Here is a 26,062-nt window from a genome sequence, read left to right as displayed (position 1 = left end):
GGTGATCAGTATTGATCGCGATGGTTCAGGCAATGCGAACGTCTTTACCAGTGCCATTACGTTGGCTAATGTCCATACTGATCTGGAAACGTTGTTGCAAAATAACCAAATTATTGTCTAAGCAATAACTAAATTATTGTCTAACCAATAAATAGGGAGCCCACAGTGGAAACACTGTGGGCTTTTTTGTATAGCTGATCTTACCCAGCAATAGTGGACACGGCACTAAGTGAGCAAACTCTTAACCCAGAGATGACTCATGACTAAAACATCAACAACGAAAAACAAGCCCCGTAAACAACACACGCCCGCCTTTCGTGAAGAAGTACTTAAGCTCGCTCAACGTATTGGAGTGTCCGCCACCGCGCGCACAGGCCTGTATCGCGATAAGGCAAGGTTCCAACTGCATAACGCAAGGCACGAATTTTTATCGAGTCAGTTTTTTCTTAAGGAGCGTATTGCCATTGTGATCAACGCCATGAAGCTGGAAAACATTTTTTGCCAAGTCGATACCAAGAGTAGATACTTCCGTTTGGACGCTGCTCCTTTTGAGTTCTTACGCTCACATTTTGGCACTTTGATGCCGTAAAAGTTGGAGCGTCCATCTCATTATTTATGCGCGGGGCGGTCAGTTAACCTATATCATACCCATCTGTAGCACGATTAGGCGCAGCTATCTAGAATGCGTTATTTTTCAAGGGAATTGTTTATACCTGGTGTGGAACAGCCATAATGACTATTGATAACAATAAGGTGACTCCGGTGGTGAAACCGCGCCGCAGTAAATACGGATTTTTGGCAGTGGGCGTTATTGTGGTAATTTCTGCTGCTGCATGGGGTATTCATCATTTTTTAATCGCGCCTCATCAAATTACCCCGCCTAAAGAATTGGTCTGGCATAATGATCTGCAGATCGATCTAGCCCATCCTGATGTATTAATCGAAAGCCAATCCCTGAGTCAGTTGCCGAAAGATCTGCTGGCTATCCCGTTTTTGCGCAATACTCTGACGGAAGATTTGGTGTTCTACTACCAGAATAATGCTGATCGCCTGGGTATTACCGGTAGTCTGCGGCGCATTATTTTTGAACATGAGTTGACACTACGTGACAACCTGTTGGAAATGCTACTTGACCAACCAGCCAATATTGCTCTCTGGCATGACCAACGTGGCAGGCTGGATCACTATATGGCGGTGTTTAAGTTAAGTGGTTTGGCGCGCCTGCTGGAGCCCTTAGCCAAGGTGGCTGCGGATGATACGCAACTTGAGCGCATGGATTTCGCTCCGTTTAAAATAGGCAATGACACCATCTCGGTTTATCAATTGCAGTATCATGGTAGCAAACCTCTGTTTTTTGCCAGCCATGGCGATAACCTGCTGCTGTTTTCCGATATTGCCATGCTGTATGACCAGCAATCCCCTTCGCAAGATTCCACCCAGACCGCCAGCGCATTGCTGAGTGGAACGCCGCTTTGGTCGCAGAGCTTTGGTTTGAAAGCGCGTGATGGCAGTGGGGATGAGAAGTCGACAGCAGCGGATAAGATCCCTCATCGAATTTCAGTCAGTGCCAATTATCTCGGTTTTGGCTATCAGCGCTTTGTTCCAGCTTTTGCCGGTGTGCGTTTTGAGATGCAACCCCAGGGCTGGGCCAGCTACATTGCCCTGAATGGTTCATCAACAGCGGAAAATGCCTCTTTTGATTTCAGGCCAGTGTGGAAAAGTATGCCCATGGGGGCCAGTTTCTGTCTGGCGTTGCCGGTTTCGCAAAGTGTGCCGGAATACCTGCTGCAACGGGTAGCGGCTATCAGCGAGCAAACCGAGGTTGTTAGCAAAACGGACACTCAACCTTTGGCTATCAGTGGTAACAGCGGCTTGTGCTGGTATCCTGACTCCCATCTCTATACCCCACTGGTTGTCAGCAGTCTGGAGAACAGCGCAGGTGCCGAGATAGATGGCAAGCTTGGGGTGCTGTTTGACACCACCATCAGAGCCAAAGAGCGTGAGCCGGTAGAGATGGTTTCTCGTGCTATCCCGCAAGGGACCGTCTGGCAACGGGAAGTGAGCTCGCGCTATGGTCAATACCCAGTCAGTGACTCTTCGGCCCCACAACGTCTGCTGGGTAGCAATTTCTTCCGGGTCAGTCTGGCACGTCATGGTCAAACGGTACTGTTTTCTCTGGATGATAAGTTGGTTGATAAAGCATTAAAAACGCTGGATAAGAACTTTCCCCCCATCGCGGATGTGTTGCCTGCAGACGCGATAGTTCCGCTTTATATGGCACCGGATGCCTTGTCTGGGCTATTTAAGCAGGAAGCGTTCGCCAGCTTGCCTAAAAACCAGGAGCCGATCTTCTATAATGCGGCGCAAACACTGTTACTGCCCAAGTTGACTGCTTTAGCGGGCCAACAGCCCTATGCGTTGGTCTTGCCCGCGAATATCGAAGTAAAAGAAGACTGGCAGTGGTTGCCACTGAAATGGCAGGGGCTATGACAATAGCCGGGATCCGTACCGGGTTACTGGCTGTTCTGCTGCTGTTGCTGGTTGGGCGGGGGCAGGCAGAAGTGACAGTGCCCCCTCTTGATCCGCAACAATCAGCGGTATTTCGCGCCTGGTTTTTGCGTATTGCGCAAGAGCAGTTGGACCGGGGGCCAAGTGCCCGTTGGTATCAACAAGATTGTGCAGGCTTAGTGCGTTTTGCTGCCAATGAAGCCCTGAAAGTTCATGACAGTAAATGGTTGCGTGCCAATGGGGTATCTAACCGCTATCTACCACCCGAATTAGTGATTAGCCCGCAGCAGCGTCAATTTGCTCAGCGCTGGCAACAAGGTGGCGGCAAGCAGGGCCCTTATGTGGACGCCATCAAGCTGATTCAATTTAATAGCCAACTGGTGGGTCGCAATATCAACCAGGCCCAAGCTGGCGATTTATTGTTTTTTGATCAGGGTGATGAACAGCATCTTATGATCTGGATGGGGCGTTATATCGCCTATCACACTGGCACGACCACCCCAACCGACAACGGGATGCGTTCAGTGAGTATGCAACAATTGATGAAATGGAAGGATACCCGATGGATACCCGACGAATCGAACCCCAACTTTATTGGCATTTATCGCCTGGGTTTTCTGTCACGATGAATAAGCTGCGACGCCAATGTCGGCAATATTTGTTGGGGGTGGCGCTGTTACTCCCGTTCAGCCAGCTACAGGCTGAAGAAAGCCTGCCAGACAGTAACTATTCGATTCCCAAGCAATCCTTTTTTCTGCTTTCTGACAGTACCTTTGCCAGTAATGAAATGGCCACTGTGCGTCTGGAGGCCCCTGGCCGTGACTACCGGCGGTTTGAGGCCGAGCAGTATGGCGGGGTGGATATCCGCTTATACCGCATCGAACGGCCGATGGAGTTTTTAAAGAAACAGAAGAATCTGCATCGCATCGTGCTGGAAGGCCAATATCAGGGGGAAGGGCTTTCCAACACCTTGACCTATCTTTGGGATAACTGGTATGGCAAATCCCGTCGTGTGATGCAACGTGTCTTTTCCTATGATGCCCGCCAGGAAGTGACCACCGCCTTACCAGAACTGAAAGTGGGCAATGTTTTGACTGCGCCCTCTCGGTTCACGGTTCAGCCGCAATTTGCGCCACTGAAAAATTTCCCACTAATTAGCCAGTTCCGTTATCCACTGTGGGATGCCAAGCCGATCCAGCCACCGGAGCAGGTGAGTATGGAGGGTTCATCTAGCGGTTTTGTTGAGCCGCGACCCGGCAATGTTTATATCCCATTGGGCAAGTTACAGCCAGGGTTGTATCTGGTGGAGGCGTTGATTGGCAGTTATCGCGCCACCACGGTGGTTTTTGTTGCCAATACCGTGGCGGTGAGCAAAATTTCGGGTAATGACTTGCTGGTGTGGACGGCCAACCGGCAGAACGGCCAGGCAGCGGGAGGGAGCCAGATTCTGTGGACCGATGGGGTCGGTATTCTGACCAGTGGCGAAACAGATAGTAATGGCCTGCTGAAATTGAGCCATATCTCGCCAGAACGCTCTTATTTGCTGGGGCAAGATAGTGAAGGCGGGGTATTTGTTTCTGAAAACTTCTATTACGACAGCGAAATCTATGACACCAAACTCTACGCCTTTACTGACCGGCCACTCTACCGGCCGGGGGATTGGGTTGAGGTCAAACTATTAGGGCGTGAGTTTAAGAACGCGTTGGACTCTGTTGCCATCAAATCGGCCCCCATGACCTTGACGGTAGTGGATGCCAATGGTTCGCCATTGCAGACCTTAAACCTGTCGATTGATAGCCAGTCTGGGGCGCAGGCACGTTTTCAGTTGCCGGAAAATGCAGTAGCAGGGGGATATGAAATTCGCTCTGCCTATAACAACCAGATCTACAGCAGCTCATTCCGTGTCGCCAGTTACCAGAAGCCGCATTTTGAAATCTCCTTGGCGATGGAGAAGAATGATTTCCGCACCAATGAGCCGGTGGTGGGTGACATCGTGCTGCTCTACCCGGACGGCAAACCGGTGGTTAACGCGCGTCTTGATCTCAGCCTGTATAGCCAACAACTGTCGATGGTGAGTAACGACCTGCAGTATCAGGGTAAATTCCCGGTTGAGCTTAAAACGGCACAACTGACCACTGATGATAAAGGCCATGCCAGATTAGAGCTGCCTGCGGTAGATAAACCGAGCCGCTATCTATTAACCATTTTTGCCAGCGATGGTGCCGCCTTCCGGGTGAAGACCACCCGCGAGATCTTGGTGGAACGCGGGGCATCACGTTATGAAGTCACTACGCCTAAGCGTTTTAGCCAGGTTGGCGATGAAGTCACCTTCAGTTATCGCAATATCCAAGGCGGTGAGTCAACGGCAGCTAGTTATGAATGGCTCCGTTTAGAGGATCGTCAACTGACCTCGGCACCGTTATCGGCGGTGGGGCAGCCGTTTGCCATCACGTTCCAGAAACCGGGTACTTATACCGTCACCTTGCGCAGTGCTCAGGGCATGATCCTCGGGGCGACCAGCCATACCGTCAGTGGCCCGGGTGAGAAAGCGGTGCCAGGCAGTGTCGACATCGTGATGGACAAAGGCCAATACCAGATTGGGGAAGTGGCTCAGGCATTAATTACCTTCCCGGAGCCGGTGGAACAGGCCTTGCTGACCCTGGAGCGTGATCAGGTGGAGAAGACCGCTCTGCTTTCTAAGGGAGCGGATTGGATAAAATTAGAACGCCTGAATGAGACCCAATATCTGGCGCGCATTGCGGTGCAGAAAAACTTTGCCCCTAATCTCACTTTTTCCGTGCTGTACAGTAAAGGTGGGCAATACAGTTTCCAGAATGCCGGTATCAAGGTAGCGATGCCCAGCATTGATATTGGTATCAAGACCGATAAAGCGGTTTATCAGCCGGGGGATCAGGTGCAGGTGATGCTCGATACCCGCTTTGACGGGAAGCCAGTGCCTGCGCATCTGACCGTCAGCGTGGTGGATGAGATGATCTATGCCTTGCAGCCAGAGATTGCCCCAACGATTGACCAGTTCTTCTATCACCCGCGGCGTAACAATGTGCGTACCAGCGCCAGTCTGTCCTTTATTGCTTATGATCTGGCACTGTCTGGTTCAGTAACCGCCCCAGGGCGCGCTAACCGTAGTGATCGCAGTGTGAAAGTGTTGGAGCGGCCACGGCGTGAGGATGTGGACACCGCCGCTTGGCAGCCCGATATCGTCACGGATGCCAACGGTAAGGCTTCTTTCAGCTTCCGGATGCCAGACTCACTGACGCGTTGGCGCATTACCGTGCGCGCACAGAATCAGCAAGGGCAGGTGGGGCAGAAACAGGCCTTTACCCGTTCAGAAAAACCGCTGTATCTGAAATGGAGTGGCGCCACACAATTCCGCCAAGGGGATCGTCCAGAGCCCGGGTTATTTATCTTTAGCCAGAGCAAAGAGCCGACCACGGTGGAGTTGCGCACCCGTTACGGTGATCAACAACTGACTCAGACCGTCACGTTGCATGAAGGGGCCAACTACGTCAGCCAACCGATAGATGCACTACATTCTGGCCCTTGGATCTCTGAGGTAGTCAAAAATGGTCGGGTATTGGATACCTTGAGCGTTGACTTGAACGTCGTGGCGGATAACTGGTCAGTACCGCAACAGCGGGATATCCGCTTGCATGCTGGCAGCAATAACCTCAACCTGCCGGCAGTGGCTTATGATATTCGCTTACGCCTCAATGGTGATGCCCCAGCACTGTTCCGCAGTAGCCTGGACTCTCTGCTTAATGAACCCTTTGGTGGCGTCATCAATACCGCCAGCCGGTTGTTACCTTTGAGCGTGGCTTACAACACCTTGGCTAAGGACAATGCTCAGTTAGCCGATACCATGCGGCAGATTATGCAGAATAACCGCCAACGCCTGATGCAACTGGCGGGGCCTGGAGCCAAATTCACTTGGTGGGGGGGCGAGGGCGACCCGGATGCCTTCCTGACGGCTTATGCCTATTATGCGGATTGGTATGCCAGCCAGGCGCTGGGGGTGGCGTTGCCAGTAGACCATTGGCAACGATTGCTGGATATCTATGCTGAACAGGCAGATCAGATGCCTGCGCTACATCGTGCCTTGGTACTGTCATTTGCCCAGGAGATGCATTTGCCAGTCACCAGCCTGCTGCAAGGGTTAGCAGATTCACTGCCGAATACTCAACCGACTGAGGGCAGTGCGCTGACAGAAGATGACAGCCTGATTATGTCTGCCCCGAATTCAAAACTGGGGTTAGCGGTGGCACGGGTGCTGACCTATTCGCTGTTACAGCAAACACCTGGATATCGGTTGCAGGAGTGGGAGTTGCAGGCATTAAAGCAAAGCCAGCAATTTATCGCTCAGAGCCAGCACCCGTTTGCTTATGCGGCAATTTGGCGGACCAGTGGGGCGGATGCGGCGCAAGTCGCTTGGTTACTGCCGCAATTGCTGCCATCACAAGCGGGCCCGGAGCGCGCCTTGGCGTTGACCTGGCTCTATAATTCACTGGGGAATACCTTACCACCGGTGGAATTTAACCCCGGAGAAGGATGGGCTAAATTACAAGGCACCCTGGGTGAGCGCTATTGGCAATGGCATGGCAAGCAGCCAGTGTCGACCCTTGAGCTACCTGCTGAATTATCTCAACCCATAGAGGTATCGGTTAACTTTAGCCTGCCCGTTAATGCCACGGGGGCTGATATGGCCAAACAACCGCTGCCAGTTAGCATCAGCCATCGTTTATTAAAATTGGTCCCTGGGGATAAAGCCTTTGAGTTCAGTGCGCTGCCTGTAACCCCGAATGAACCTCTTTCCAGCGACCTGCTCTATTTGGATGAAGTGACACTGACCAACAAAAGTGACACGCCACAACATTATATGCAGCTTGAGGTGCCATTACCGCCAGGAGCAGATGTTGAGCGAACCACTTGGGGCATCAGCGTCTCCGGGTTGGCGGGTAATAACGGCATACCGCTGGAAAAGGCCCGCAATGAGATGGGGCAGCTTTCCTATATGGTGCCAGTAGATGAGTTGGTGGAGAGCAAGGTTTATCGGCATCTGGTGCGTTTCTCGCAGAAAGGGGAGTTCTTGCTGCCGCCAATACGTTATTCGCGCATGTATGCCCCACAGGATGCGGCGTTGGAAAACAGCCGTGGTCTGAAGAAAGTGACGGTGGAATAGATGTGGCGCTGGTGCTGGTTGCTACTGTTGCCGTTTGTTGCGCTCGGGGCTGAGCCCCGGTTGCAACTGGCATTGCAGCAGGATCAGCAGGGGCAACTGCTGATCCTTAACCAGCAACAGCAGCTTGCCCGGCAGCCGCTATCTACCACAGTCACCACACCACTGGGGAGTATCTGGAAGCTTTTTGTCTATGCGTATCTGGTGGATACCCAGCAACATGAGCCAGATTACCGCTGTGACGGTAGCCAGCCGCAGGAAGAGATTTATTGCTGTGACCTAGGCAAAAAAGTGACCCGCGACCAGGCGTTAGTGCGGTCCTGCAGTCTCTATTTTGCGCCTCAGCGTTTGCAACTTGATGCGCAAAAATGGGCGAATTATTGGCAAACACAACATAGCCCGGCCTGGTTACAGGATTTGGCCCAGTTGCAGCCCGACACTCGGGTCACGGTGGTTGAATTATTACAGGTTTTAGCCACCTTGCCGGCTCAGCAGCAGGCACGCAATCTGTTGTTGGATGTCCTCCTCAATCAGGAGGATCCACTGATTGGTGCTTTGGGAAGCCGCTTACGGATAAAAACCTGGAGCTGGCGGGATGAGCATGATCCACAACTGCGCCAGGGGGGATTTGCTGGCTGGTTGATCGATGGTACCCCAGTATGGGCGCAAGCTCCGGGTACCAGTAAGACGGTGCTGAAAAATTACGCCACGGTGCTGAATAATGTTTTGCCGCAGGCACAACCGATAGACTCGCAAGGTTGTGTTGAAGTCAACATGTTTGAGCGTTATCCCATAGCGGCGATACGCAGAAGTGGTGAGCAAGCTGCGGTGGCACCTGGCAGGTTGCAAGGGCGCTATCAGGTTGAATTTAGTAATGGTAATCGCCTCGCTATTGAGAGCCAGGGGGAACTTTACCTACATACAGAACAGGGGAAATTGACCTTACTGGCCCACCTGGAGCGGGAGGAGTATGTCGCCAGGGTGCTGCAGCGTGAGGCAGCGGCGCAACCGGTTGAGGCGGCAAAAGCGTTGGCGGTAGTGATCCGCAGTTACCTGCTGCAAAACGCCAGCCGTAGCGGAGAGTGCCTGGCCATCAGTGACAGCAGTGCCAGCCAGCGTGTTGCGCCACAACCGGCCACCGCAGCAATGCGTGACGTGGTCGGCTGGAGCAACGATTTGATACTGGTGGGAGCACCGGTCACTTATCATCTCGATCAACCGGGTAAGAACCGTTTGTCGTGGCAACAGGCGGTGGCTCAGGCCCAGCAGGGGATGCGTTATGATGCCATTTTGGCTCACGCCTACCCACGCGCCAATCTGGCGCGTTGGGATAAACCGGAAGTAGCCTGTCAACCGATGCCGCAAGCCGAAGCCTGGTTGGCAACGCAACAGAAACGCTGGCGCGAGGCGCTTGATAGCCAGCCGGGTTACACACCGTTGACACAGTTCACCGTCTGTCGGCTAGTTTCTGGCAAGCCCCATGTTGATCGCATGTATGGCCGTATCTATGTTCGTGATCTTTACTCGTTGCAAGATCGGTTGGATTTGGCTCATGAATACTTACATTTGGCCTTTGCGGCACACCCTAATGGGCAGAGTGAAGAGTTTGTAGAGCAGTTGGCTCGGCATCTGTTACTGGAATAGGGCAATGGTCGCTAGGGTTTGCTTAATGGTTTATATGTTTTTCAGGATATCACTATGATGATTCATCGGTTGTGCCAGGCAGGCACGTTATTATTAATGGTCACCGCGACGGCAGTGGTGGCCCAGCAGCGTGTTGAAATTGATAGCCCACTGGCGGGATGGCATAGCACTTCTGGTGAGGGGGCGGATTTCTCACAACAGGTTAATTATCCCGCGTCATCGGTCAACTCACCGGTGACGCAATCGTCACAAGCGCTGATTAAAGGGCAGATTAAAGATTTCCCTAAACCGGCCAGTAACACGACAACCCCACCGGGGCGTTTGATCGTCAATGGCATCAGTATGCCGATAAAAATTCAGGATGATGGCAGCTTTAGTCGCCCCTATATCTTTCCGCAGGGCAGTAATGGTGTTGAACTGCGCAGCCCCGACCGAACCGCCAGCCACCGCACGCAATTCTATGCACAAAGAGAGCATGGCGCGATCCCGGCGCGTTTGCGGGTGGTACTCTCATGGGATAGCGATAATACCGACCTTGACCTTCATGTGGTGACGCCTGATGGGGGGCATGCCTGGTATGGTGGTCGCGATTTAACCAATGGTGGTGCATTGGATGTTGATGTCACCACCGGCTACGGCCCAGAAATCTTCTCTTCACCCACGCCACAAAGCGGCCAGTATCTGGTCTATGTCAACTATTATGGTGGTGCGGGTGACCAAATACTGACCACCGCGCAGATCACCATAGTGACAGAAGAGGGCACCACCAATGAGAAACAGGAAACGGTGATTGTGCCAATGCGTAATCCGGGCGAACTGACATTGGTGAAAAAATTCAGTTATGGCAGTGGGGGTTAGAACTGACCAGATAGTTCTGGCGACGGGTATCAACTCAGGCTGACGCCATGGGTGTTATATGGGACAATAGCGCCATCATTTTGTTTAGATAAGTGTTGAATGGCGCTCACCTCCGCAATTAAAGATCAGATTAGCCAGTGGTACAAAGCCCTGCAGCAGCAAATACCGGATTTTATTTCCCGTGCACCTCAACGGCAGATGATTGCTGAAGTCGCTAAAACGCTGGCAGGTGATTATCCGCGTCACTTGGCTATTGAAGCGCCGACTGGGGTGGGGAAAACCCTCTCCTACCTGATCCCTGGCATCGCCATTGGCCGAGCACAAAGCAAACCGCTGGTGGTCAGCACCGCGAATGTGGCCCTGCAAGATCAGATATACAGTAAAGACCTCCCCTTACTGAAAAAGATCATTCCCGACCTGAAATTTACTGGGGCATTTGGCCGTGGGCGCTATGTTTGCCCGCGCAATCTGGCCGCCATGAGCACCGATGTGGCCCAACAGGGCGATCTGATGCTGTACCTGGATGACGATGAACGGGCTCCTTCCAATGGGGAAGAACTGGCCTTATGCCAGAAATTGTCGCAAGCCCTGAGTCGTCATGAGTGGGATGGTCTGCGTGACCATTATCAACAATCTATAGATGATCTGCTGTGGGCTAAGCTGAATACCGATAAGGCCAACTGCCTGGGGCGTAATTGTTACTACATTCGAGAATGCCCGTTCTATATTGCCCGTAAAGAGATTGAAACTGCGGATGTCGTGGTGGCTAACCATGCGTTGGTGATGGCTGCGCTGGAAACCGAGTCAGTATTACCCCCGGCTAAAGAGTTGCTGCTGGTGTTGGATGAAGGCCACCACTTACCAGAGGTGGCGCGGGATGCACTGGAAATTGATGGCGAAATCACCGCACTGTGGAATAACTCGCAGTTGGATATGATAATGCGCCAGGTGGAACAGTGCATTGCCCAATACCAACCCAAGAACCCACCAGGATTAGCCAATAGCGAGCGCTTGAAGAATCACTGTGAAGAGTTGCGCGAACTGATTCAGAACGTTGAGCATCAGGTCAGTGCGTTTCTGCCGCCAGACAGCAGCAATGCCGAGTATCGTTTTGAGATGGGGCAACTCCCCGCACCGCTGGTGGAGCTTTGTGCACGCCTATTTAAATTGACCGATGGATTGTGTGGGTTAGCAGAGTTTATGCTTAACGACCTCACCGAACAGACCGGTAAGCACGATATTGTGCGGTTGCATCGAGCCATTATTCAAATGAGCCGTACCCACGGTTATCTGGAAGCGATGAGTAAATTGTGGCGCTTGGCGGCGATGGAGAAATCGTCCAATGCGCCGATCTCTAAATGGGTGACCCGTGAATTGCGAGATAATGTCACACATCTGTATCTGCACTGCGTGGGGATCCGCGTCAGTGACCAACTGGAAAAGTTACTGTGGCGCAAGGTACCTCATGTGGTGGTTACCTCCGCCACATTGCGTTCACTCAATAGCTTTTCGCGCCTACAGGAGATGAGTGGCTTGAGCGAAGCCGCTGGGGATCGTTTTGAACTGCTGACATCGCCTTTCAATCATATTGAGCAGGGCAAAATTGTTATTCCCACCATGCGTTTTGAACCGGCAATCGCCAATGAAGCGGAGCATCTGGAAGAGATGGCGCGGTTTTTCCGTGGTGAGCAGGCCAGTGGGAAACACAAAGGGATGCTGATCCTGTTCAGCAGCCACCGTGCGATGCAGACATTCCTCAGCTATGTCACTGACCTGCGCCTGATGTTGTTGGTTCAGGGGGATCAACCGCGTTACCGATTGGTGGAGGAACACCGTAAGCGGGTAGCGCAAGGCACCGCCAGCGTATTGGTCGGGTTACAGTCATTTGCTGAAGGGCTGGATCTAAAGGGGGAACTGCTGACCCAGGTGCATATTCATAAAATCGCTTTTCCACCTATCGACAGCCCGGTGATCCTCACCGAAGGGGAGTGGTTGAAGTCACTTAACCGTTACCCGTTTGAAGTACAAAGCCTGCCTAGTGCCTCGTTTAACCTGATCCAACAGGTGGGGCGCTTGATCCGCAGTAATCAGTGCCATGGAGAAATTGTGATTTATGATCGCCGTTTGCTGACCAAAAACTACGGTCCACGACTGTTAGCGGCACTCCCGGTATTCCCCATCGAACAGCGTGAAGTGCCACCGGCGGATAAAGCGCATCAGGCAGCACTGAAGTCTGCTGCGGCAGCGGCGAAGAAAGAGAGTAAGCGTAAAAACCCGTTTGCTCGCCGCCGCCGTTAAGTTGTAATGACATAACAGCTGTTACCAGCCACCACCACCACCACCGCCCGAGCCGCCACCGGAAGACCCCCTACCTGAAGAGCCAGAACCTGATGAGCCAGAACGACTACTGGATGTTGAACTCGAGGATGAACTGCAGGATTGGCTGAAATGGCTCAGGTTATGCCAATTCGTCGGGTCAAATACCTCGGAGATGGCACCCGTAGAGGTCAGATACTGGGCAAAAGTATTGGCCCAGGTTTTACCTACCCCGAGCGCCAGGGCTACAGGTAGCAACCTTTCAAAATGGGACACCATCTGATCTTGGCGGTAAAGTGATTGATAACGGTATTTTTCTGCCCCACTCAGGTAGAGTTTTAACCCCTTGGCTATCGCCAGATCATTCAACCCATTCTGGGTATAACGAGGGATACGCCAGAAAAAAAGCAGACACAGGATGCAGGACACCAACAGCGGCCCCATATAGCCAGCGGGGAATTGCGCTAATGGCACCATAGCAAACATAAAAATTCCGCTGGCAAAGATAGCCAACAGGCCAGTAGAGGAAAAAAAGATCGGAATGAGAATGCCTACTTTTCCACTACTGAGTAACAAACCACGGAACAAAGCGAATAGTGCTAAACCAGACAATAGAAAAAATAAGGCAAAGAGGGTAACTATCGCCACCAAAGGGGTAAACCATGCCGCACAAATCGCCGGTATCAGCAGCATGATGTAGATACTGCGCCTTACGGGTTTACCCCAGCGATTGAACAAGTTTTCTTGCCACTCTTCACAGCGTTCCTGCAGTAAACTACGGGCATTCTGCATCGGGCTCTGCTCGGCCACACTGAGATTAAGATTTTTACGCTTGCCTGGATACAGCATCTTCAGTAACAGCTTATCGTTTTCATCTAACTGCGTATTGCCCTCTTCGGGTAAACACGATAACCATAGATCGTTTTTCGAACTGTTCTTAAAAGCCTTCCTTGCGGCGGATTGATCCCCTTTTTGGGTAATAGCGATACCACGTTTGGCAACTAGATTGAGCAGGTCACTACTGAACGCAATATCATCATAGGCACGCTTAGTTATATAACGCAGATAACCTGGTGATAGCGTTGCAGGTAACTCAAACAGTGGCACTACCGCTGGCATTTTTAACCCGGGAATGGTCACATTTTTGCGCCACCAAAATAGGCAGTAACCGATAAGTAACAACACCGGTATCCATAGCGCAGAGGTTTTTACGGTGGGTAACAACAAGTGCGCTAAAGGTAAACTGGCTTGTGGTGCTGGCGCCGTGGCCAGAATAGAACCGGGCCAGGTATAAGCAACCGTCAGCCCTTCACCTTGTGCCAGTGGTTGCGAGGTAACCACACTACCGTCTGCCAGGATTTGAGCATTATGCTGTTTTTCCCCTCTGGCACCGGTATAGATATCAATGGTGCGTAGACGGCTATCCCGCCCTTTATTATCCAGATAGTGGCTGGCATCGGGTAATTGCAGATGGAAGCTGGCGCGGTCGATAGGATAAGCCCAGTCGTTGCCGGTGACATTCCAGTAAAGTTCATCCCACTCGGGGAAGCGGCTAAAATGGTTACTGACCTGATACTGGATCTCATAATTATACACCCCCGGTTGCAGCAGTTGCTCCGCGCTACCAATCCGTACTGTGAGGGTTTTGCCCGTTTGTTCCAAGTTATAAGGTTCGGGGACGCCGTTACGTAACACCTGGATTATCTGATAATCCACGCTGAAAATTTTGCCATCTTGCCGGTCCCAGCGTAATGGCAGGGTACGGAAGATCCCCCGACGGATTTGTTGCCCTAAGGCTCGCACCTTAATCTTCTCCTGCATCACCATACTGCCATCACTGTTGAAGCGAGCATGGGCATCAAAAGAGAGAATATGTTCATAGCCCGAATTAGACTTAGACGCATTCTCGGGTGACTGAATTGAGCTGCGTGGAACTAAAACAGCCGCATCAGTGGCTAAAGCGGGCCCAATGGTCAAGCTCCATAATAGGCAGGTACCACATAATAACTGATTAAACCATCCTGCCATTTTTCAATCCATCCTGTTTAGCCGCGTATCTGCAAGCTTGAAAAGAGCTGTAGTCTTAAAAGTGATTTCATCAAAAACATTCAGGTTGCAGCGCAATTCAAAGCTGTTATTGCCCGCAACTTGGGAACATTCCCCAATTATTTTAATCATTTAACGTATTGCCGTCACGGGTATGATTAGTCACCGCCACCATCACCGCCGCCACTATCACCACCGCCGCCACCACCACCTGCTCCATCACCGGACGAACCCCCATCCGAAGAGCCTGAACCACTATAGTTTGAACTTGATGAATTCGAACCTGATGAATCTGAACTATTGCTGGTGCCGGGTGTTGGGCTGGAGCATGAACTGCAGCTCTGGCTGAAATGGTGCAGGCTATGCAAATTCGTCGGGTCAAACAGGGTGGACATGGCTCCTGTAGCGATCAGATACTGGGCAAAAGTATTAGCCCAGGTTTTACCGACGTCTAACGCCAGGGCTACCGGTAGCAGCCTTTCAAAGTGAGACACCAACTGATCCGGTGGGTAAAGGGATTGATAACGGTATTTTTCTGCCGCACTCAGGTAGAGTTTTAACCCTTTGGCTATTGCTAGGTCATTCAACCCTTTTTGGCTGTAACGAGGGATAAACCAGTAAAAGCTCGCACACAGAATGCTGGACACCAATAGAGCGCCAATGTAACCCGCAGGGAATTGGCTGAGAGATAGCATCTCGAGCATCGCGCTACCACTGGTGAAGGTCAGACTCAGCCCGACGATCATACAAATGATAAAAAGAAGAACAAGAAGAACAAGAATAAAAACAGGGATGCTACCTTTTGGGTCGCTGATTATTGTGCCGAGCCTGAACAACATCTTCAGCGCCACAGAAAGCACCGCTAGCCCCAACAGTAGAAATAATAGGGAGAACGTGCTTTTCATTGCGATACCCGGGTCGAAAAACACCCCGCAAATAACCGGGTTCAGTAATAGGATGTAGATAGCGCGTCGTACCGATTTACCGACTGGATTGAAAAGTTGCGGTTTTTGTTTTTCGCTGCGCTCTTTTAGCCAGAGACGGGCATTCTGCATTGGGCGCTGATAGGCCACACTGAGATTAAGATTTTTATTCTTGCCTGGAAATAGCATCTTCAGTAACAACTTATCGTTATTATCTAACTGCTTATTGCCTTCCTCGGGTAAACGGGACAACCATTGCTCGTTATTTGAACTGGTTTTTAAAGCCTCACTTGCGGCGGATGGGTCCCCTTTTTGGGTAAGAGCGATACCTCGTTTGGCAACCAGGTTGAGCAGATCACTACTGAACGCAATATCATCATAGGCACGCTTAGTTATATAACGCAGATAACCGGGTGATAGTGTTGCAGGTAACTCAAACAGCGGCACGACCACTGGCATTTTTAACCCGGGAGCGGACACGTTTTTACGCCACCAAAACAGGCAGTAACCGAGCAGTAATAACGCGGGTATCCATAGCACTGCGGTTTTTAGCGTAGGCAAAAACAAGTGTGCTAAAGGTAAACTGGCTTGTGGGGTTGGTGCAGTGGCCAGAATAGAACCGGGCCAGGTATAAGCGACAGTCAACCCTTCACCTTGCGCCAGTTGTTGCGAGGTAACCACACTACCGTCTGCCAGGATGTGGGCATTATGCTGTTTTTCCCCTTTGGTACCGGTATAGACATCAATGGTGCGTAGACGGCTATCCCGGCCTTTATTATCCAGATAATAACGGGCTTCAGGTAATTCCAGCTGGAAGCTGGCGCTATCTATGGGGTAGGCCCAGCCGTTACCGGTGACATTCCAGTAAAGTTCATCCCAATCGGGGAAACGGCTAAAATGGTTATTGACCTGATACTGGATCTCATAGTTATAGACACCGGGTTGCAACAGTCGATCTGCGCTACCCATGCGTATTGTGAGCGTTTCATTGGTTCTATCCAGGCTATAGGGCTCGGGAAAGCCGTTACGTAACACCTGGATTATCTTATAGTCAACGTTGAACAGTTGGCCATCTTGCCGGTTCCAGCGTAATGGCAGAGTACGGAAAATCCCCCGATGGATCTGTTGCCTGAGGGCTTGTAGCTTAATATTCTCCTGCATCACCATGCTGCCATCGGGATTGAAACGAGCACGGGCGTCAAAAGAGAGAATATGTTCATAGCTCGAATTAGACTCAGATGCGTATTCGGGTATCTGAATTGAGCTGTGTGGAGCCAAAATATTAACATCAGCGGCTAAAGCAGGCCCAATGGTCAAGCTGCATAACAGGCAGAGACCATATAATAACTGACTAAACCATGCTGACATTCGTTATCCATCCTGTTTAACTGCGTGTCTTCAAGCTTGAGAAAAGCCGCAGTTTTAAAGCGGCATCTCGTCAAAATAATCCAAGTTGCAGCGCTATTTAAATGGTTTACTGTCTGCAACTTGGCGATATCACCCAATTATTTTAATCAGTTAACGTCTGAGCGGAATGCCAATTACCAGCCACCGCCGCCGCCACCGCCCGAGCCGCCACCGGAAGAACCCCTCCCCGAAGAGCCGGAGCCACTAGAGCTGGATCTTGATGATCTCGAGCCACTGCTAGGGCTGGGTGTCGCTTTGGAGGATGAACTGCAATCTCGGTTGAACCTATGCAGGTTATCCCAATCCGTAGGGGTAAACACCTCGGACATAGCGCCGGTCGCGATCAGATACTGGGCAAAGGTATTGGCCCAGGTTTTACCCACGCCGAGGGCCAAGGCCACAGGTAACAGTCTTTCAAAATGCGACACCAATTGATCCGGTGGATAAAGAGATTGATAACGGTATTTCTCTGCCGCACCCAGGTAGAGTTTGAGTCCTTTGGCTATCGCCAAGTCATTCAACCCCTGCTGTGTATAACGAGGGATACACCAGAGAAAGATCAGACAGAGCAGAATGGACGCCAACAGCGCGCCAATATAACCCGCAGGGTATTGGGTGGCATCCAGCACGAAGAACATCATGCCAGCACTGAAGGAAATAACGCCTAGCCCGAAGATCGTAAAGAAGATAAAAAACAGGATGCGACCTTTGTTATCGCTGATTACTGAGCTTGGCCTGAACAACATCATCAGTGGCAGAGAAAGCAGGGTTAACCCCAACAGTAGAATTAATAAGGCGAAAGCGGTCACTATGGCGACGCCAGGGTTGAACAACAAACCGCATATGAGAGGGATCAGCAATAGAATATAGACAGCCCGCCGTACCGCTTTCCCTAACCGAGTGAAAAGCTGTGGTTCCTGTTTTGTACAGCACTCTTCTAGCCAGATACGGGCATTCTGCATCGGGCGTTGGTAGGCCACACTGAGATTAATATTTTTGCGGTCACCAGCAAACAGGGTGTTCAACAATTGCTTATCGTTGCTATTTAACTGCGTATTGCCAGCATTAGGTAACAGCGATAGCCATTGCTCTGGTTTTGCCAACCGTTTAAAAAATCCCCAACCTGAAGATTTCCCCTCTTTTTGGCTAAGAGCAATGCCACGTTTGGCAACCAGGTTGAGCAGATCACTACTGAACGCAATATCATCATAACTACGTTGCGCGATATAGCGTAAATAGCCCGGGGATAACGCCGTGGGTAACTCAAACAGCGGCACGACCGCTGGCATTTTTAACCCGGGAACGGTCACATTTTTGCGCCACCAAAACAGGCAGTAACCGATAAGTAACAACACCGGTATCCAGAGCGCAGAGGTTTTTACGGTGGGTAACAGCAAGTGTGCGACAGGGGAGCTGGCTTGTGGGTCCGGCGCATTGGCAAGAATAGTGCGGGGCCAGGTATAAGCGACAGTCAGCCCTTCACCTTGTGCCAGCGGTTGCGAGGTGACCACACTGCCATCAGGCAGGATGCGGGCATTATGCTGTTTTTCCCCAAACGCACCGGTATAGATATCAATGGTGCGTAGACGGCCATCGCGCTTTCTATTATCCAGATAATAACGGGCTTCGGGTAATTCCAGGTGGAAGCTAGCGCTATCGATGGGGTAGTCCCAGTCATTACCGGTGACGTTCCAGTAAAGTTCATCCCACTCGGGGAAGCGGCTAAAATGGTTACTGACCTGATACTGGATCTCGTAATCATAAACCCCCGGTTGCAGCAGTTGCTCTGCGCTACCAATCCGCACTGTGAGGGTTTCGCCCGATTTTTCCACGCTATAAGGTTCGGGAACGCCGTTACGCAACACCTGGATTATCTGATAGTCAACGCTGAAAATTTTGCCATCTTGCCGATCCCAGCGTAATGGCAGGGTACGGAAAATCCCCCGACGGATCTGTTGCCCGAGGGCTTGCACCTTAATATTTTCCCGCATCACCATGCTGCCATCACTGTTTAAGCGAGCATGGGCATCAAAAGCAAGAATATGCTCATAGACAGATTGAGAGTCTGAAGCGCTATCCGCTGCCTGAATGGCGGTGGTGTAATCCGTTTGCCTATCCGGGACCGAGATAAGAACGTCACTGGCTAACACTGAGCCAATGGCCAAGCTCCATAATAGGCAGACAGCATATAATAACTTACCAGGCAACCTTGCCATTTTTAATCCATCCTAGGTACGCTAGCATCTTCAGGGTTGTCGAGTTCGAAAAACGCTTCGGTTTTAAAATTGAACAAACGGGCCAACAGCAAACTGGGGAAGGACTCTACCAGGATATTTAAATCGCGCACGGTACCGTTGAAATAGCGGCGCGCCATCTGCAGTTGCTCTTCTATTTCAGCCAGGGTCTGTTGCAGAGAGAGAAAGTTCTCATTGGCTTTCAGTTCCGGATAAGCTTCCGCCAGCGCGAAGATACGCCCCAGAGTCCCTGAATACTGCCGCTCATCTTCGGCAATTTGACTCGGGCTGCCAGTGAGATTACTACGCTGACGAGCAATCTCTTCCAGTAACTCTTTTTCGTGCTGCGCATAACGCTTCACCAAACTGAGCAGATTAGGGGCCAAGTCATGACGGCGTTTCAGTTGTACTGAAATGCCACTCCAAGCTTCGTCTTTGAAACGGCGTAGGGAGATAAAGCGGTTATAGGTGATGATTACCCAGAGAAGTACAACGGCAATAACAGCCAGGCCTATATAAATTTCCATTTTTTAACCTATGTAATTCGAGATAAATTTCTCTACTCAGCTCATTTAGGTGAGGGAGTGATGGGCGTAAATTGGCTAGTTACGCGCTATATTACTGCACTGCCACCATCAGGTAAATTGGGACTCATCCTAAGTATCCTCTACAACGTTAAGGAATTGACACCCTATGTATCAACCAGCCGCATTCCGTGAAGACGACTTAGCCAGCCAATTGGCATTAGTGCGCGCCAATCCTTTAGGTTTGCTGATCAATCAGAGTTCCCTTGGGTTGCTGGCAGACCCGGTTCCCTTTCTGGTTGATCGTGATGATCAAGGGCAGGTCATACTGCGAGCGCATCTATCACGCGCCAATCCCCATTGGCAACTACTGCAATCAGCGCAGGAATGCTTGGTGGTATTTCAGGGGGCACAAGGCTATATCTCGCCAGGTTGGTATGAAACCAAACGCCAGACAGGGAAAGTGGTTCCTACCTGGAATTATGCGATGGTGCAGATGTGGGGCATCCCCAAGGTGATAGAACAGGCAGGCTGGCTGCACCAACAACTGGTTGCGTTAACCGCGCAACAGGAAGCGAAGCAGCAGCAACCCTGGCAGGTTGAAGATGCGCCAGCGGATTATCTTTCAGCCATGATGAAAGCGATTGTCGGAGTTGAAATCACCGTTACCCGGCGTGAGGGTAAATGGAAAATGAGCCAGAACCGCAATAGTGCTGATATCAATGGGGTGGTCGCCGCACTCGGTGCGGGTGATGCCGCACAACAGCAGTTGGCGGCGGAGATTGAGCGGCGGCGTCGATAAACCGGCTATGGGCTATTTATACTCAAGTTCAATGAAGTTGCAGGTAGGCGGCAAGTGAGTGAGGCCCTAGGAGCATAGATAACTATGTGACTAGGGTGAACGAGTGTGGCCAACACCGCTGCAGCTTCATAGGCGACGAGTATAGCGATGGCTTTACGATTTGCGTGCATCAGGGCGTACCAGATCAAACCGGTGTTGTTCAGAGATCCCGTAATAGGCGGTAGGACCACCAGCCCGGAATATCGGCTGTGCCGCTGCGGTCTGGTAGAGACCCTGTTCATCCAGTAAGTGGCTAGCAATATGTACGGCTACCACTTCCCCCAACACCAGCCAGGTCTCCAGGTTTTCCCTATTAGCGGTTTGCAACTGGATACACTGGGTTAACCGGCACTCAAAGTTTACCGGGCTTTCTGCCACCCGTTCTGCCTTGACCTTTTGCCCCGGGATGGCGGTCAACCCAGCAAAAGCAAATTCATCCTCCCCACGGGGTAATGACGCTGAACTATTGTTCATGGCTTCTGCCAGCGGGCGAGTGGCTAAGTTCCAGACAAATTCACCGGTCTCCACAATGTTGGCGACACTGTCTTTCCAGCCGACACTGGCAAAGCCGATGAGCGGCGGATGATAATTAAAACAGTTGAAGAAGCTATAGGGTGCCAGATTGCGCTGGCCGTTAGCGCTGAGTGATGAGATCCAGCCGATTGGCCGTGGGCCGATAATGGCGTTTAACGGATCGTGTGCGAGACCATGCCCGGAGGCAGGTTCGTAGTAATAATAGGGTTTGCTATGCATAACTGTTTTTATCAAGCAGGAATAATGCCTTATTTTGACCGTTTTACTGTTGACTGCAAGCAGCTTGCTGGCTTTTTTGCTGTTAGTGTTGCTTGAAGGATGAAGGATGAAGGATGAAGGATGAAGGATGAAGGATGAAGGATGAAGGATATAGCCAAAATGGCGACAGGGATGGTGACCCATCCATTGCCGAAGAGGAAAATGCGCTTAGCACATCTTTTCTAGCGGCAACGGATGGGGTGATATCAATCAGGAAACGTGTTGCAAAAACTCACGCAAGCGCGGGCTTGGTGGGTCATTGATCAACTCATGGGGGTTGCCATCTTCAGCGATCCGGCCCTTGTCGATAAAGATCAGACGGGAGGCGACTTTCTCGGCAAAGCCAACCTCATGGGTGACGATCACCATGGTCATGCCTTCCTCCGCCAAGTCCTGCATCACCTTTAACACTTCATGACGCAGTTCAGGATCCAGTGCCGAGGTGGGTTCATCAAACAACATCATCTTGGGTTTGACGGCCAATGCCCGGGCAATGGCTACCCGCTGCTGCTGCCCACCAGAGAGTTCAGAAGGGTAATGATGGGCACGTTCAGCCAGCCCGACCTTGGCCAATAATTCCCGTGCCAGCTTTTCAGCATCCACCTTTTTTAAACCACGAACCCGGATGGGGCCAAAGGCGACATTTTCCAGGGCGGTCAAATGGGGGAACAGATAGAATTGCTGGAATACCATCCCGGCTTCCTGACGGATCTTGCGGTCATCCACTTTCGGGTCATTCACCTTCAGGCCGTCAACAATCAGATCGCCGCTGGTGATCTCCTCCAGTTTGTTGATGCAACGCAGCAAAGTGGATTTGCCGGAACCCGAAGGCCCGATAATCACCACCACTTCACCTTGGTTAATTTTCAGGTCGATATTGTGTAGCACCTGGGTGGGACCAAAGTGCTTGGAGACATTTTTAAATTCAATCACAGGATTTTCATCCTTCTTTCCAGACGACGCAGAACAAAGCTCAGCGCCAGAGTAATCAGCAGATACATAACCGCCACCGCACTCCAGATTTCCAGAGCACGGAAGTTACCCGCAATAATCTCCTGACCTTGACGGGTCAGTTCGGCAACACCGATGACAATAAACAGCGAAGTATCTTTAATACTGATGATCCACTGGTTACCCAATGGAGGCAACATACGGCGCAGTGCCAGCGGCATAATTACGTAGCGGATGGTTTCACGGCGTGACAGCCCCAGCGCTAATCCCGCTTCGCGGAAGCCTTGGTGGATAGATAGCACTGCACCACGGGTGATCTCGGCAATATAAGCGCCCGAGTTAATCATGATGGTCACTACTGCCGCACTGAAAGGGTCAATACGTAAACTGTTGAAGGCCATGGGCAAAGCGAAATAGATAAACATCACTTGCACCACAATGGGCGTACCACGGATCACTTCAATAAAAACCAACGCAACATGGTTGGCAATCCAGCCGCCGTAGGTACGGGCGAAGCCGGCAACCAGGCCGATAAACAGGCCACCAATCAGACCGAGGACGGATATCCACAGGGTCATTTTGGCGCCTTCTAATAAAAGAGGGATGGCGGGCCAGATGGCACTCCAGTCGAACTGCATGGTATTTCTCCCGGGGCCCCAAATAAGGGGGGCAGATAAAGCAGGGTGGGAACAGATGTCCCATAGTTAGCCATTATTCAAGCTGCAGCGGTATAGATAAGGTCAGGGCAGATACTGGGATCTGCCTTGACCAACCGCAGCTTGAATCAGCTTTTCATCAATTATTTAGGTTCGCTACCAAACCATTTTTTATAAATTTCGTTATAGGTGCCGTTTTCATGCAGCGTTTTCAGCGCAGCGTTCACTTTGCCCCGCAACTCATCACTCCCTTTTGGAAAGGCAATACCATACTGTTGCGCTTCCAGTGATTCGCCAACGGTTTTGAACTTGCCAGCACCGGCGGTTTTAATAAAGTAGAGGATATTTGGCGTGTCGTGCAGTACGGCGTCAGCACGCTGGGTACCTAATTCCATATAAGCATTATCGATGTTAGGGAATTGGCGCAGGTCTTTGGTTTTGATGTGTTGCTTGGCGTAATCGACTGAACCGGTGCCGCTTTTCACTGCGACGACTTTGCCATCCAGATCACTAATGCTTTTCACACTGTCATTGTCAGCGTTAACCATCACCAACAGGCCACTTTTGTAATAGCCGTCAGAGAAATCAATCGCTTTTTTGCGTTCATCGGTAATGGTGATACCGGCCAGCGCCAGGTCGATATTCTTGGTTTGCAGTGCAGGAATAATGCCACTGAAATCCATAGGTTTCAGGGTGTAATCCAGCTTCAGTTCTTTGGCGATCGCCGCCCATAAGTCAATATCGAAACCAACGTATTGGTCACCTTGTTTGAATTCGAACGGTACGAAAGCGGTATCGGTGGCGACCACCAGTTTATCGGCGGCGTTGGCGCTAACGGCGAAGGCGAGAGAAAGTGCAGCTAACGAAACTTTAAAAATAGACTTCATAACAGGAGTTCCTTGATAGGTTGTTGATGACCCATTTTTTATATTGCAGATTGTGCCATGGAAGAATCGTGCCAAGGTTGCAATCATTTAAAAAGCAAAGGGTTATGCGGTGATGTTGTATTCAGAGTGAAAATTACTATTCTGACGCCTTATCATTGGGCACCAAAATAGTGCAAAACCCCAGTAGTGGTGCAATAGACTTACCATTAATCAAGAAATAGATAAAAAAACAACCTTTAATTAACATTAAAATCTATTTTTGATAACTAAATCCAATTTTTAATCTATAACGTGTGGCTATTTGGTGCAAAATGGTGAGGTTGGTTGGCAAGAGATGGGATAGGAAAGGGGGTATTCATTCAAGTTGCCCAGTGAGCGCAACTTGAATGAAATCGGGTCTGTTTAATCCAGTAAATCGTAGCGAACTTTAACCACCGCTTTTTTGATGCTTTGAGCTTCGGCCACTTGGCAACCCGGTTTGTGCGCTTCCTGTGGGAAAAAGATGATGAACATACCTGGAGTCAGGTTCAGTGTTTGCTGGCCGCGCGCGATATCCAGCATTTGCAGGTCTTTACTTTCATTATAAGGGTCGCTGTTATCCCAACAGCCAGGTAGGCCAAAATCAAACCGCTCCTCGCCACTGATCAGGATCTGGATGTCGAGATACTTGTGGTGGATTTCCGCACGGTTACTTTCTGCTGGCTTGGTGGTCAGTTCCATCACATTCATAAACACGTTATCGCCATCAATGTCATGGCGACCCAAAGACAAATTGGCAAAATCGTACTGACGCACTTTCTCGATAATCGAAACCAGGACTGGTGAGAGTGCTTGCTCGAAATGGTGATTGCTTAAACTGCCGTATATCATCCTGATTCTCCATAATGAAAAATGAAATAGTGATTCAAAAACAGTAAAGAGTATATACCCAAGTGCAATCAAGTTGCAGCTAGGCGGCAAACGAGTAAGTCCCCGGGAGCATAGATAACTATGTGACCGGGGCGAACAAGTGTAGCCAACACCGCAGCAGTTTGATTGGCGAAGGGGATATATCCAAGTTTATTCAAGCCGCAGCGCCCATCGCATTACCTTGCGACTTGAAGAGCGCTACGAGAGACTCTCTATCGTCGGTTTCGGCTTGATGGTCAATGTGGCACCCATCGATGCCACCATAATGGCAGCCATTGCCAGCCATTGTATTGGGGTAAGAAGTTCATTAAGGAAAATCATCCCCGAAAGGGCGGCCAAGGCAGGTTCCAGGCTCATCAAGGTACCAAAGGTTCGTGCCGGGATTTGAGGTAGCGCGATAATCTCTAACGAGTAAGGCAGCGCGGTAGAGAGAATGGCCACCCCCAAGGCCACGGGGAGCACATCGACATTCAGCAGTGCGCTGCCGGTTTGCCAGGCACCCAGTGGGCAAAACACCAACGCGGCGATTAATGAGCCAACCGCTACCGTGCCTGGCCCGTGGTCTCCGCCGGCTTTCTGGCCGGAGAGAATATAAATGGCCCAGCAGCCACCAGCCCCCAGCGCACAAAGGGCACCCAGAAGATCAATTTGACCCATGTTATGGCCGAGAGGGAGCAAAAACCACAGCCCGGCAATTGCCAACAGCACCCAGACAAAATCAATCGGGCGGCGGGAAGAGAACATCGCCACCGCCAATGGCCCGGTAAACTCCAGAGCGACCGCAATACCCAAGGGTACGGTACGTAACGAAAGGTAAAACAGGTAATTCATCCCCCCCAGTGACAAGCCATAAATCAACAGCGGCAACCGGCTACCCGCGTCAAACTTCATGCGCCACGGGCGGAAAATAATAAACAGTATCAGGGTACCAATGCCTAAACGCAGGGTGGTGACACCTTGAGCACCAATCAGTGGAAAAATCGTTTTGGCTAGCGAAGCGCCACTCTGAATTGAGATCATGGCGATAATCAGTAAACACACCGGTATCAAGGTGGAAGAGGCTTTGGCGGTGACAGCAGGTGAAGACATCCTTTTTGACCTTTTGCTTCTTGGCGTTCGGGGGTAAAAACAACGACGACAGTTGCCCAGTGTAAAGCAATCGGTAATGTATGCAAATGGGTTGCTATCTGCAGGAAATCCGAATGAACTGGCAAATAATCTATACCCTTGTTACTTCAAATTGCTTGGGCGCTAACCCGACCCAATTTTACGAACCTCACAACATCACACCCAGTGCGGTTTTCTCTGCTAAAAACAATGGGATCTCAACATTACACCACAAGATAAACCGCTCTTTAGTTGTATTAGTTAA

The 26,062-nt window shown here is 50.8% G+C and carries 17 protein-coding genes and 1 pseudogene; 7 read left to right on the top strand and 11 right to left on the bottom strand.

Annotated features, from left to right (window positions below):
- Positions 1-367 precede the first annotated feature (367 nt).
- Positions 368-511 (bottom strand): annotated as a pseudogene (locus AC2A06_RS17345) (IS110 family transposase); the annotation flags it as partial.
- 221 nt (positions 512-732) lie between these two features.
- On the opposite strand from AC2A06_RS17345, the gene AC2A06_RS17340 reads away from it, so the two are divergent.
- From AC2A06_RS17340 to dinG, 6 genes are all read left to right on the top strand, one after another.
- Positions 733-2,490, top strand: coding sequence for a DUF2138 domain-containing protein (locus AC2A06_RS17340; RefSeq protein WP_484381107.1), 1,758 nt, complete (start codon positions 733-735; stop codon positions 2,488-2,490).
- A gap of 11 nt (positions 2,491-2,501) precedes the next feature.
- Positions 2,502-3,137 (top strand): DUF1175 domain-containing protein, encoded by a 636-nt coding sequence (locus AC2A06_RS17335; RefSeq protein WP_473198028.1) that lies wholly within the window; start codon positions 2,502-2,504, stop codon positions 3,135-3,137.
- Positions 3,071-7,705, top strand: a complete 4,635-nt coding sequence (locus tag AC2A06_RS17330) for an MG2 domain-containing protein (protein WP_484381106.1) — start codon at positions 3,071-3,073, stop codon at positions 7,703-7,705. Before AC2A06_RS17335 ends, AC2A06_RS17330 begins: the two co-directional genes overlap by 67 nt.
- Positions 7,706-9,346 (top strand): DUF2300 domain-containing protein, encoded by a 1,641-nt coding sequence (locus AC2A06_RS17325; protein WP_484381105.1) that lies wholly within the window; start codon positions 7,706-7,708, stop codon positions 9,344-9,346. It begins immediately after the preceding gene.
- Between the two features lie 54 nt (positions 9,347-9,400).
- Positions 9,401-10,204, top strand: coding sequence for a YfaP family protein (locus tag AC2A06_RS17320; RefSeq protein ID WP_484381104.1), 804 nt, complete (start codon positions 9,401-9,403; stop codon positions 10,202-10,204).
- Between the two features lie 99 nt (positions 10,205-10,303).
- Positions 10,304-12,502: an ATP-dependent DNA helicase DinG gene (gene dinG, locus AC2A06_RS17315; protein WP_484381103.1), complete on the top strand. Its 2,199-nt coding sequence runs from the start codon at positions 10,304-10,306 to the stop codon at positions 12,500-12,502.
- A gap of 21 nt (positions 12,503-12,523) precedes the next feature.
- Here the strand turns inward: dinG and AC2A06_RS17310 are convergent, their stop codons facing one another.
- From AC2A06_RS17310 to AC2A06_RS17295, 4 genes are all read right to left on the bottom strand, one after another.
- Entirely contained in the window at positions 12,524-14,548 is a 2,025-nt protein-coding gene (locus tag AC2A06_RS17310) for a DUF2207 domain-containing protein (RefSeq protein WP_484381102.1), read from the bottom strand.
- A 176-nt stretch (positions 14,549-14,724) separates the two neighbouring features.
- The gene (locus tag AC2A06_RS17305) at positions 14,725-16,857 is read right to left on the bottom strand and encodes a DUF2207 domain-containing protein (RefSeq protein WP_484381101.1); all 2,133 of its coding nucleotides are present in this window, start codon (positions 16,855-16,857) and stop codon (positions 14,725-14,727) included.
- Between the two features lie 173 nt (positions 16,858-17,030).
- A complete protein-coding gene (locus tag AC2A06_RS17300; protein WP_484381100.1) occupies positions 17,031-19,112 on the bottom strand; it encodes a DUF2207 domain-containing protein in 2,082 nt (693 codons plus the stop codon).
- 2 nt (positions 19,113-19,114) lie between these two features.
- Positions 19,115-19,657: a LemA family protein gene (locus tag AC2A06_RS17295; RefSeq protein ID WP_023492706.1), complete on the bottom strand. Its 543-nt coding sequence runs from the start codon at positions 19,655-19,657 to the stop codon at positions 19,115-19,117.
- A gap of 166 nt (positions 19,658-19,823) precedes the next feature.
- Here AC2A06_RS17295 and AC2A06_RS17290 point away from each other — a divergent pair, with 166 nt between their 5' ends.
- Positions 19,824-20,456, top strand: a complete 633-nt coding sequence (locus tag AC2A06_RS17290; RefSeq protein ID WP_484381099.1) for an FMN-binding negative transcriptional regulator — start codon at positions 19,824-19,826, stop codon at positions 20,454-20,456.
- A 153-nt stretch (positions 20,457-20,609) separates the two neighbouring features.
- Here AC2A06_RS17290 and AC2A06_RS17285 read toward each other — a convergent pair whose 3' ends face one another.
- The 6 genes from AC2A06_RS17285 to rhtA all read right to left on the bottom strand — a co-directional run bounded on the left by AC2A06_RS17285 (position 20,610) and on the right by rhtA (position 25,779).
- Complete coding sequence (locus tag AC2A06_RS17285) at positions 20,610-21,248, bottom strand: flavin reductase family protein (RefSeq protein ID WP_484381098.1); 639 nt, start codon at positions 21,246-21,248, stop codon at positions 20,610-20,612.
- Positions 21,249-21,497: 249 nt separating this feature from the next.
- Entirely contained in the window at positions 21,498-22,220 is a 723-nt protein-coding gene (gene glnQ, locus AC2A06_RS17280) for a glutamine ABC transporter ATP-binding protein GlnQ (protein ID WP_484381097.1), read from the bottom strand.
- Complete coding sequence (gene glnP, locus AC2A06_RS17275) at positions 22,217-22,876, bottom strand: glutamine ABC transporter permease GlnP (protein WP_484381096.1); 660 nt, start codon at positions 22,874-22,876, stop codon at positions 22,217-22,219. Before glnP ends, glnQ begins: the two co-directional genes overlap by 4 nt.
- A gap of 161 nt (positions 22,877-23,037) precedes the next feature.
- Entirely contained in the window at positions 23,038-23,781 is a 744-nt protein-coding gene (glnH, locus tag AC2A06_RS17270) for a glutamine ABC transporter substrate-binding protein GlnH (protein WP_484381095.1), read from the bottom strand.
- A gap of 402 nt (positions 23,782-24,183) precedes the next feature.
- On the bottom strand, positions 24,184-24,651 hold the full coding sequence (gene nanQ, locus AC2A06_RS17265; RefSeq protein ID WP_023490037.1) for an N-acetylneuraminate anomerase: 468 nt from the start codon (positions 24,649-24,651) through the stop codon (positions 24,184-24,186).
- 237 nt (positions 24,652-24,888) lie between these two features.
- Positions 24,889-25,779, bottom strand: coding sequence for a threonine/homoserine exporter RhtA (rhtA, locus tag AC2A06_RS17260; RefSeq protein ID WP_484381094.1), 891 nt, complete (start codon positions 25,777-25,779; stop codon positions 24,889-24,891).
- Positions 25,780-26,062: the final 283 nt, after the last annotated feature.

It is taken from the genome of Serratia sp. HNCC26DJ244, from assembly GCF_057180565.1.
This window is presented reverse-complemented; position numbering and strand designations above follow the sequence as displayed.

Excerpts from the sequence above, each read along its gene's own strand:
- AC2A06_RS17340 (WP_484381107.1), top strand. The coding sequence starts at position 733 with ATGACTATTGATAACAATAAGGTGACTCCGGTGGTGAAACCGCGCCGC.
- AC2A06_RS17330 (WP_484381106.1), top strand. The coding sequence starts at position 3,071 with ATGGATACCCGACGAATCGAACCCCAACTTTATTGGCATTTATCGCCT.
- AC2A06_RS17325 (WP_484381105.1), top strand. The coding sequence starts at position 7,706 with ATGTGGCGCTGGTGCTGGTTGCTACTGTTGCCGTTTGTTGCGCTCGGG.
- AC2A06_RS17320 (WP_484381104.1), top strand. The coding sequence starts at position 9,401 with ATGATGATTCATCGGTTGTGCCAGGCAGGCACGTTATTATTAATGGTC.
- dinG (WP_484381103.1), top strand. The coding sequence starts at position 10,304 with ATGGCGCTCACCTCCGCAATTAAAGATCAGATTAGCCAGTGGTACAAA.
- AC2A06_RS17310 (WP_484381102.1), bottom strand. The coding sequence starts at position 14,548 with ATGGCAGGATGGTTTAATCAGTTATTATGTGGTACCTGCCTATTATGG.
- AC2A06_RS17305 (WP_484381101.1), bottom strand. The coding sequence starts at position 16,857 with ATGTCAGCATGGTTTAGTCAGTTATTATATGGTCTCTGCCTGTTATGC.
- AC2A06_RS17300 (WP_484381100.1), bottom strand. The coding sequence starts at position 19,112 with ATGGCAAGGTTGCCTGGTAAGTTATTATATGCTGTCTGCCTATTATGG.
- AC2A06_RS17295 (WP_023492706.1), bottom strand. The coding sequence starts at position 19,657 with ATGGAAATTTATATAGGCCTGGCTGTTATTGCCGTTGTACTTCTCTGG.
- AC2A06_RS17290 (WP_484381099.1), top strand. The coding sequence starts at position 19,824 with ATGTATCAACCAGCCGCATTCCGTGAAGACGACTTAGCCAGCCAATTG.
- AC2A06_RS17285 (WP_484381098.1), bottom strand. The coding sequence starts at position 21,248 with ATGCATAGCAAACCCTATTATTACTACGAACCTGCCTCCGGGCATGGT.
- glnP (WP_484381096.1), bottom strand. The coding sequence starts at position 22,876 with ATGCAGTTCGACTGGAGTGCCATCTGGCCCGCCATCCCTCTTTTATTA.
- glnH (WP_484381095.1), bottom strand. The coding sequence starts at position 23,781 with ATGAAGTCTATTTTTAAAGTTTCGTTAGCTGCACTTTCTCTCGCCTTC.
- nanQ (WP_023490037.1), bottom strand. The coding sequence starts at position 24,651 with ATGATATACGGCAGTTTAAGCAATCACCATTTCGAGCAAGCACTCTCA.
- rhtA (WP_484381094.1), bottom strand. The coding sequence starts at position 25,779 with ATGTCTTCACCTGCTGTCACCGCCAAAGCCTCTTCCACCTTGATACCG.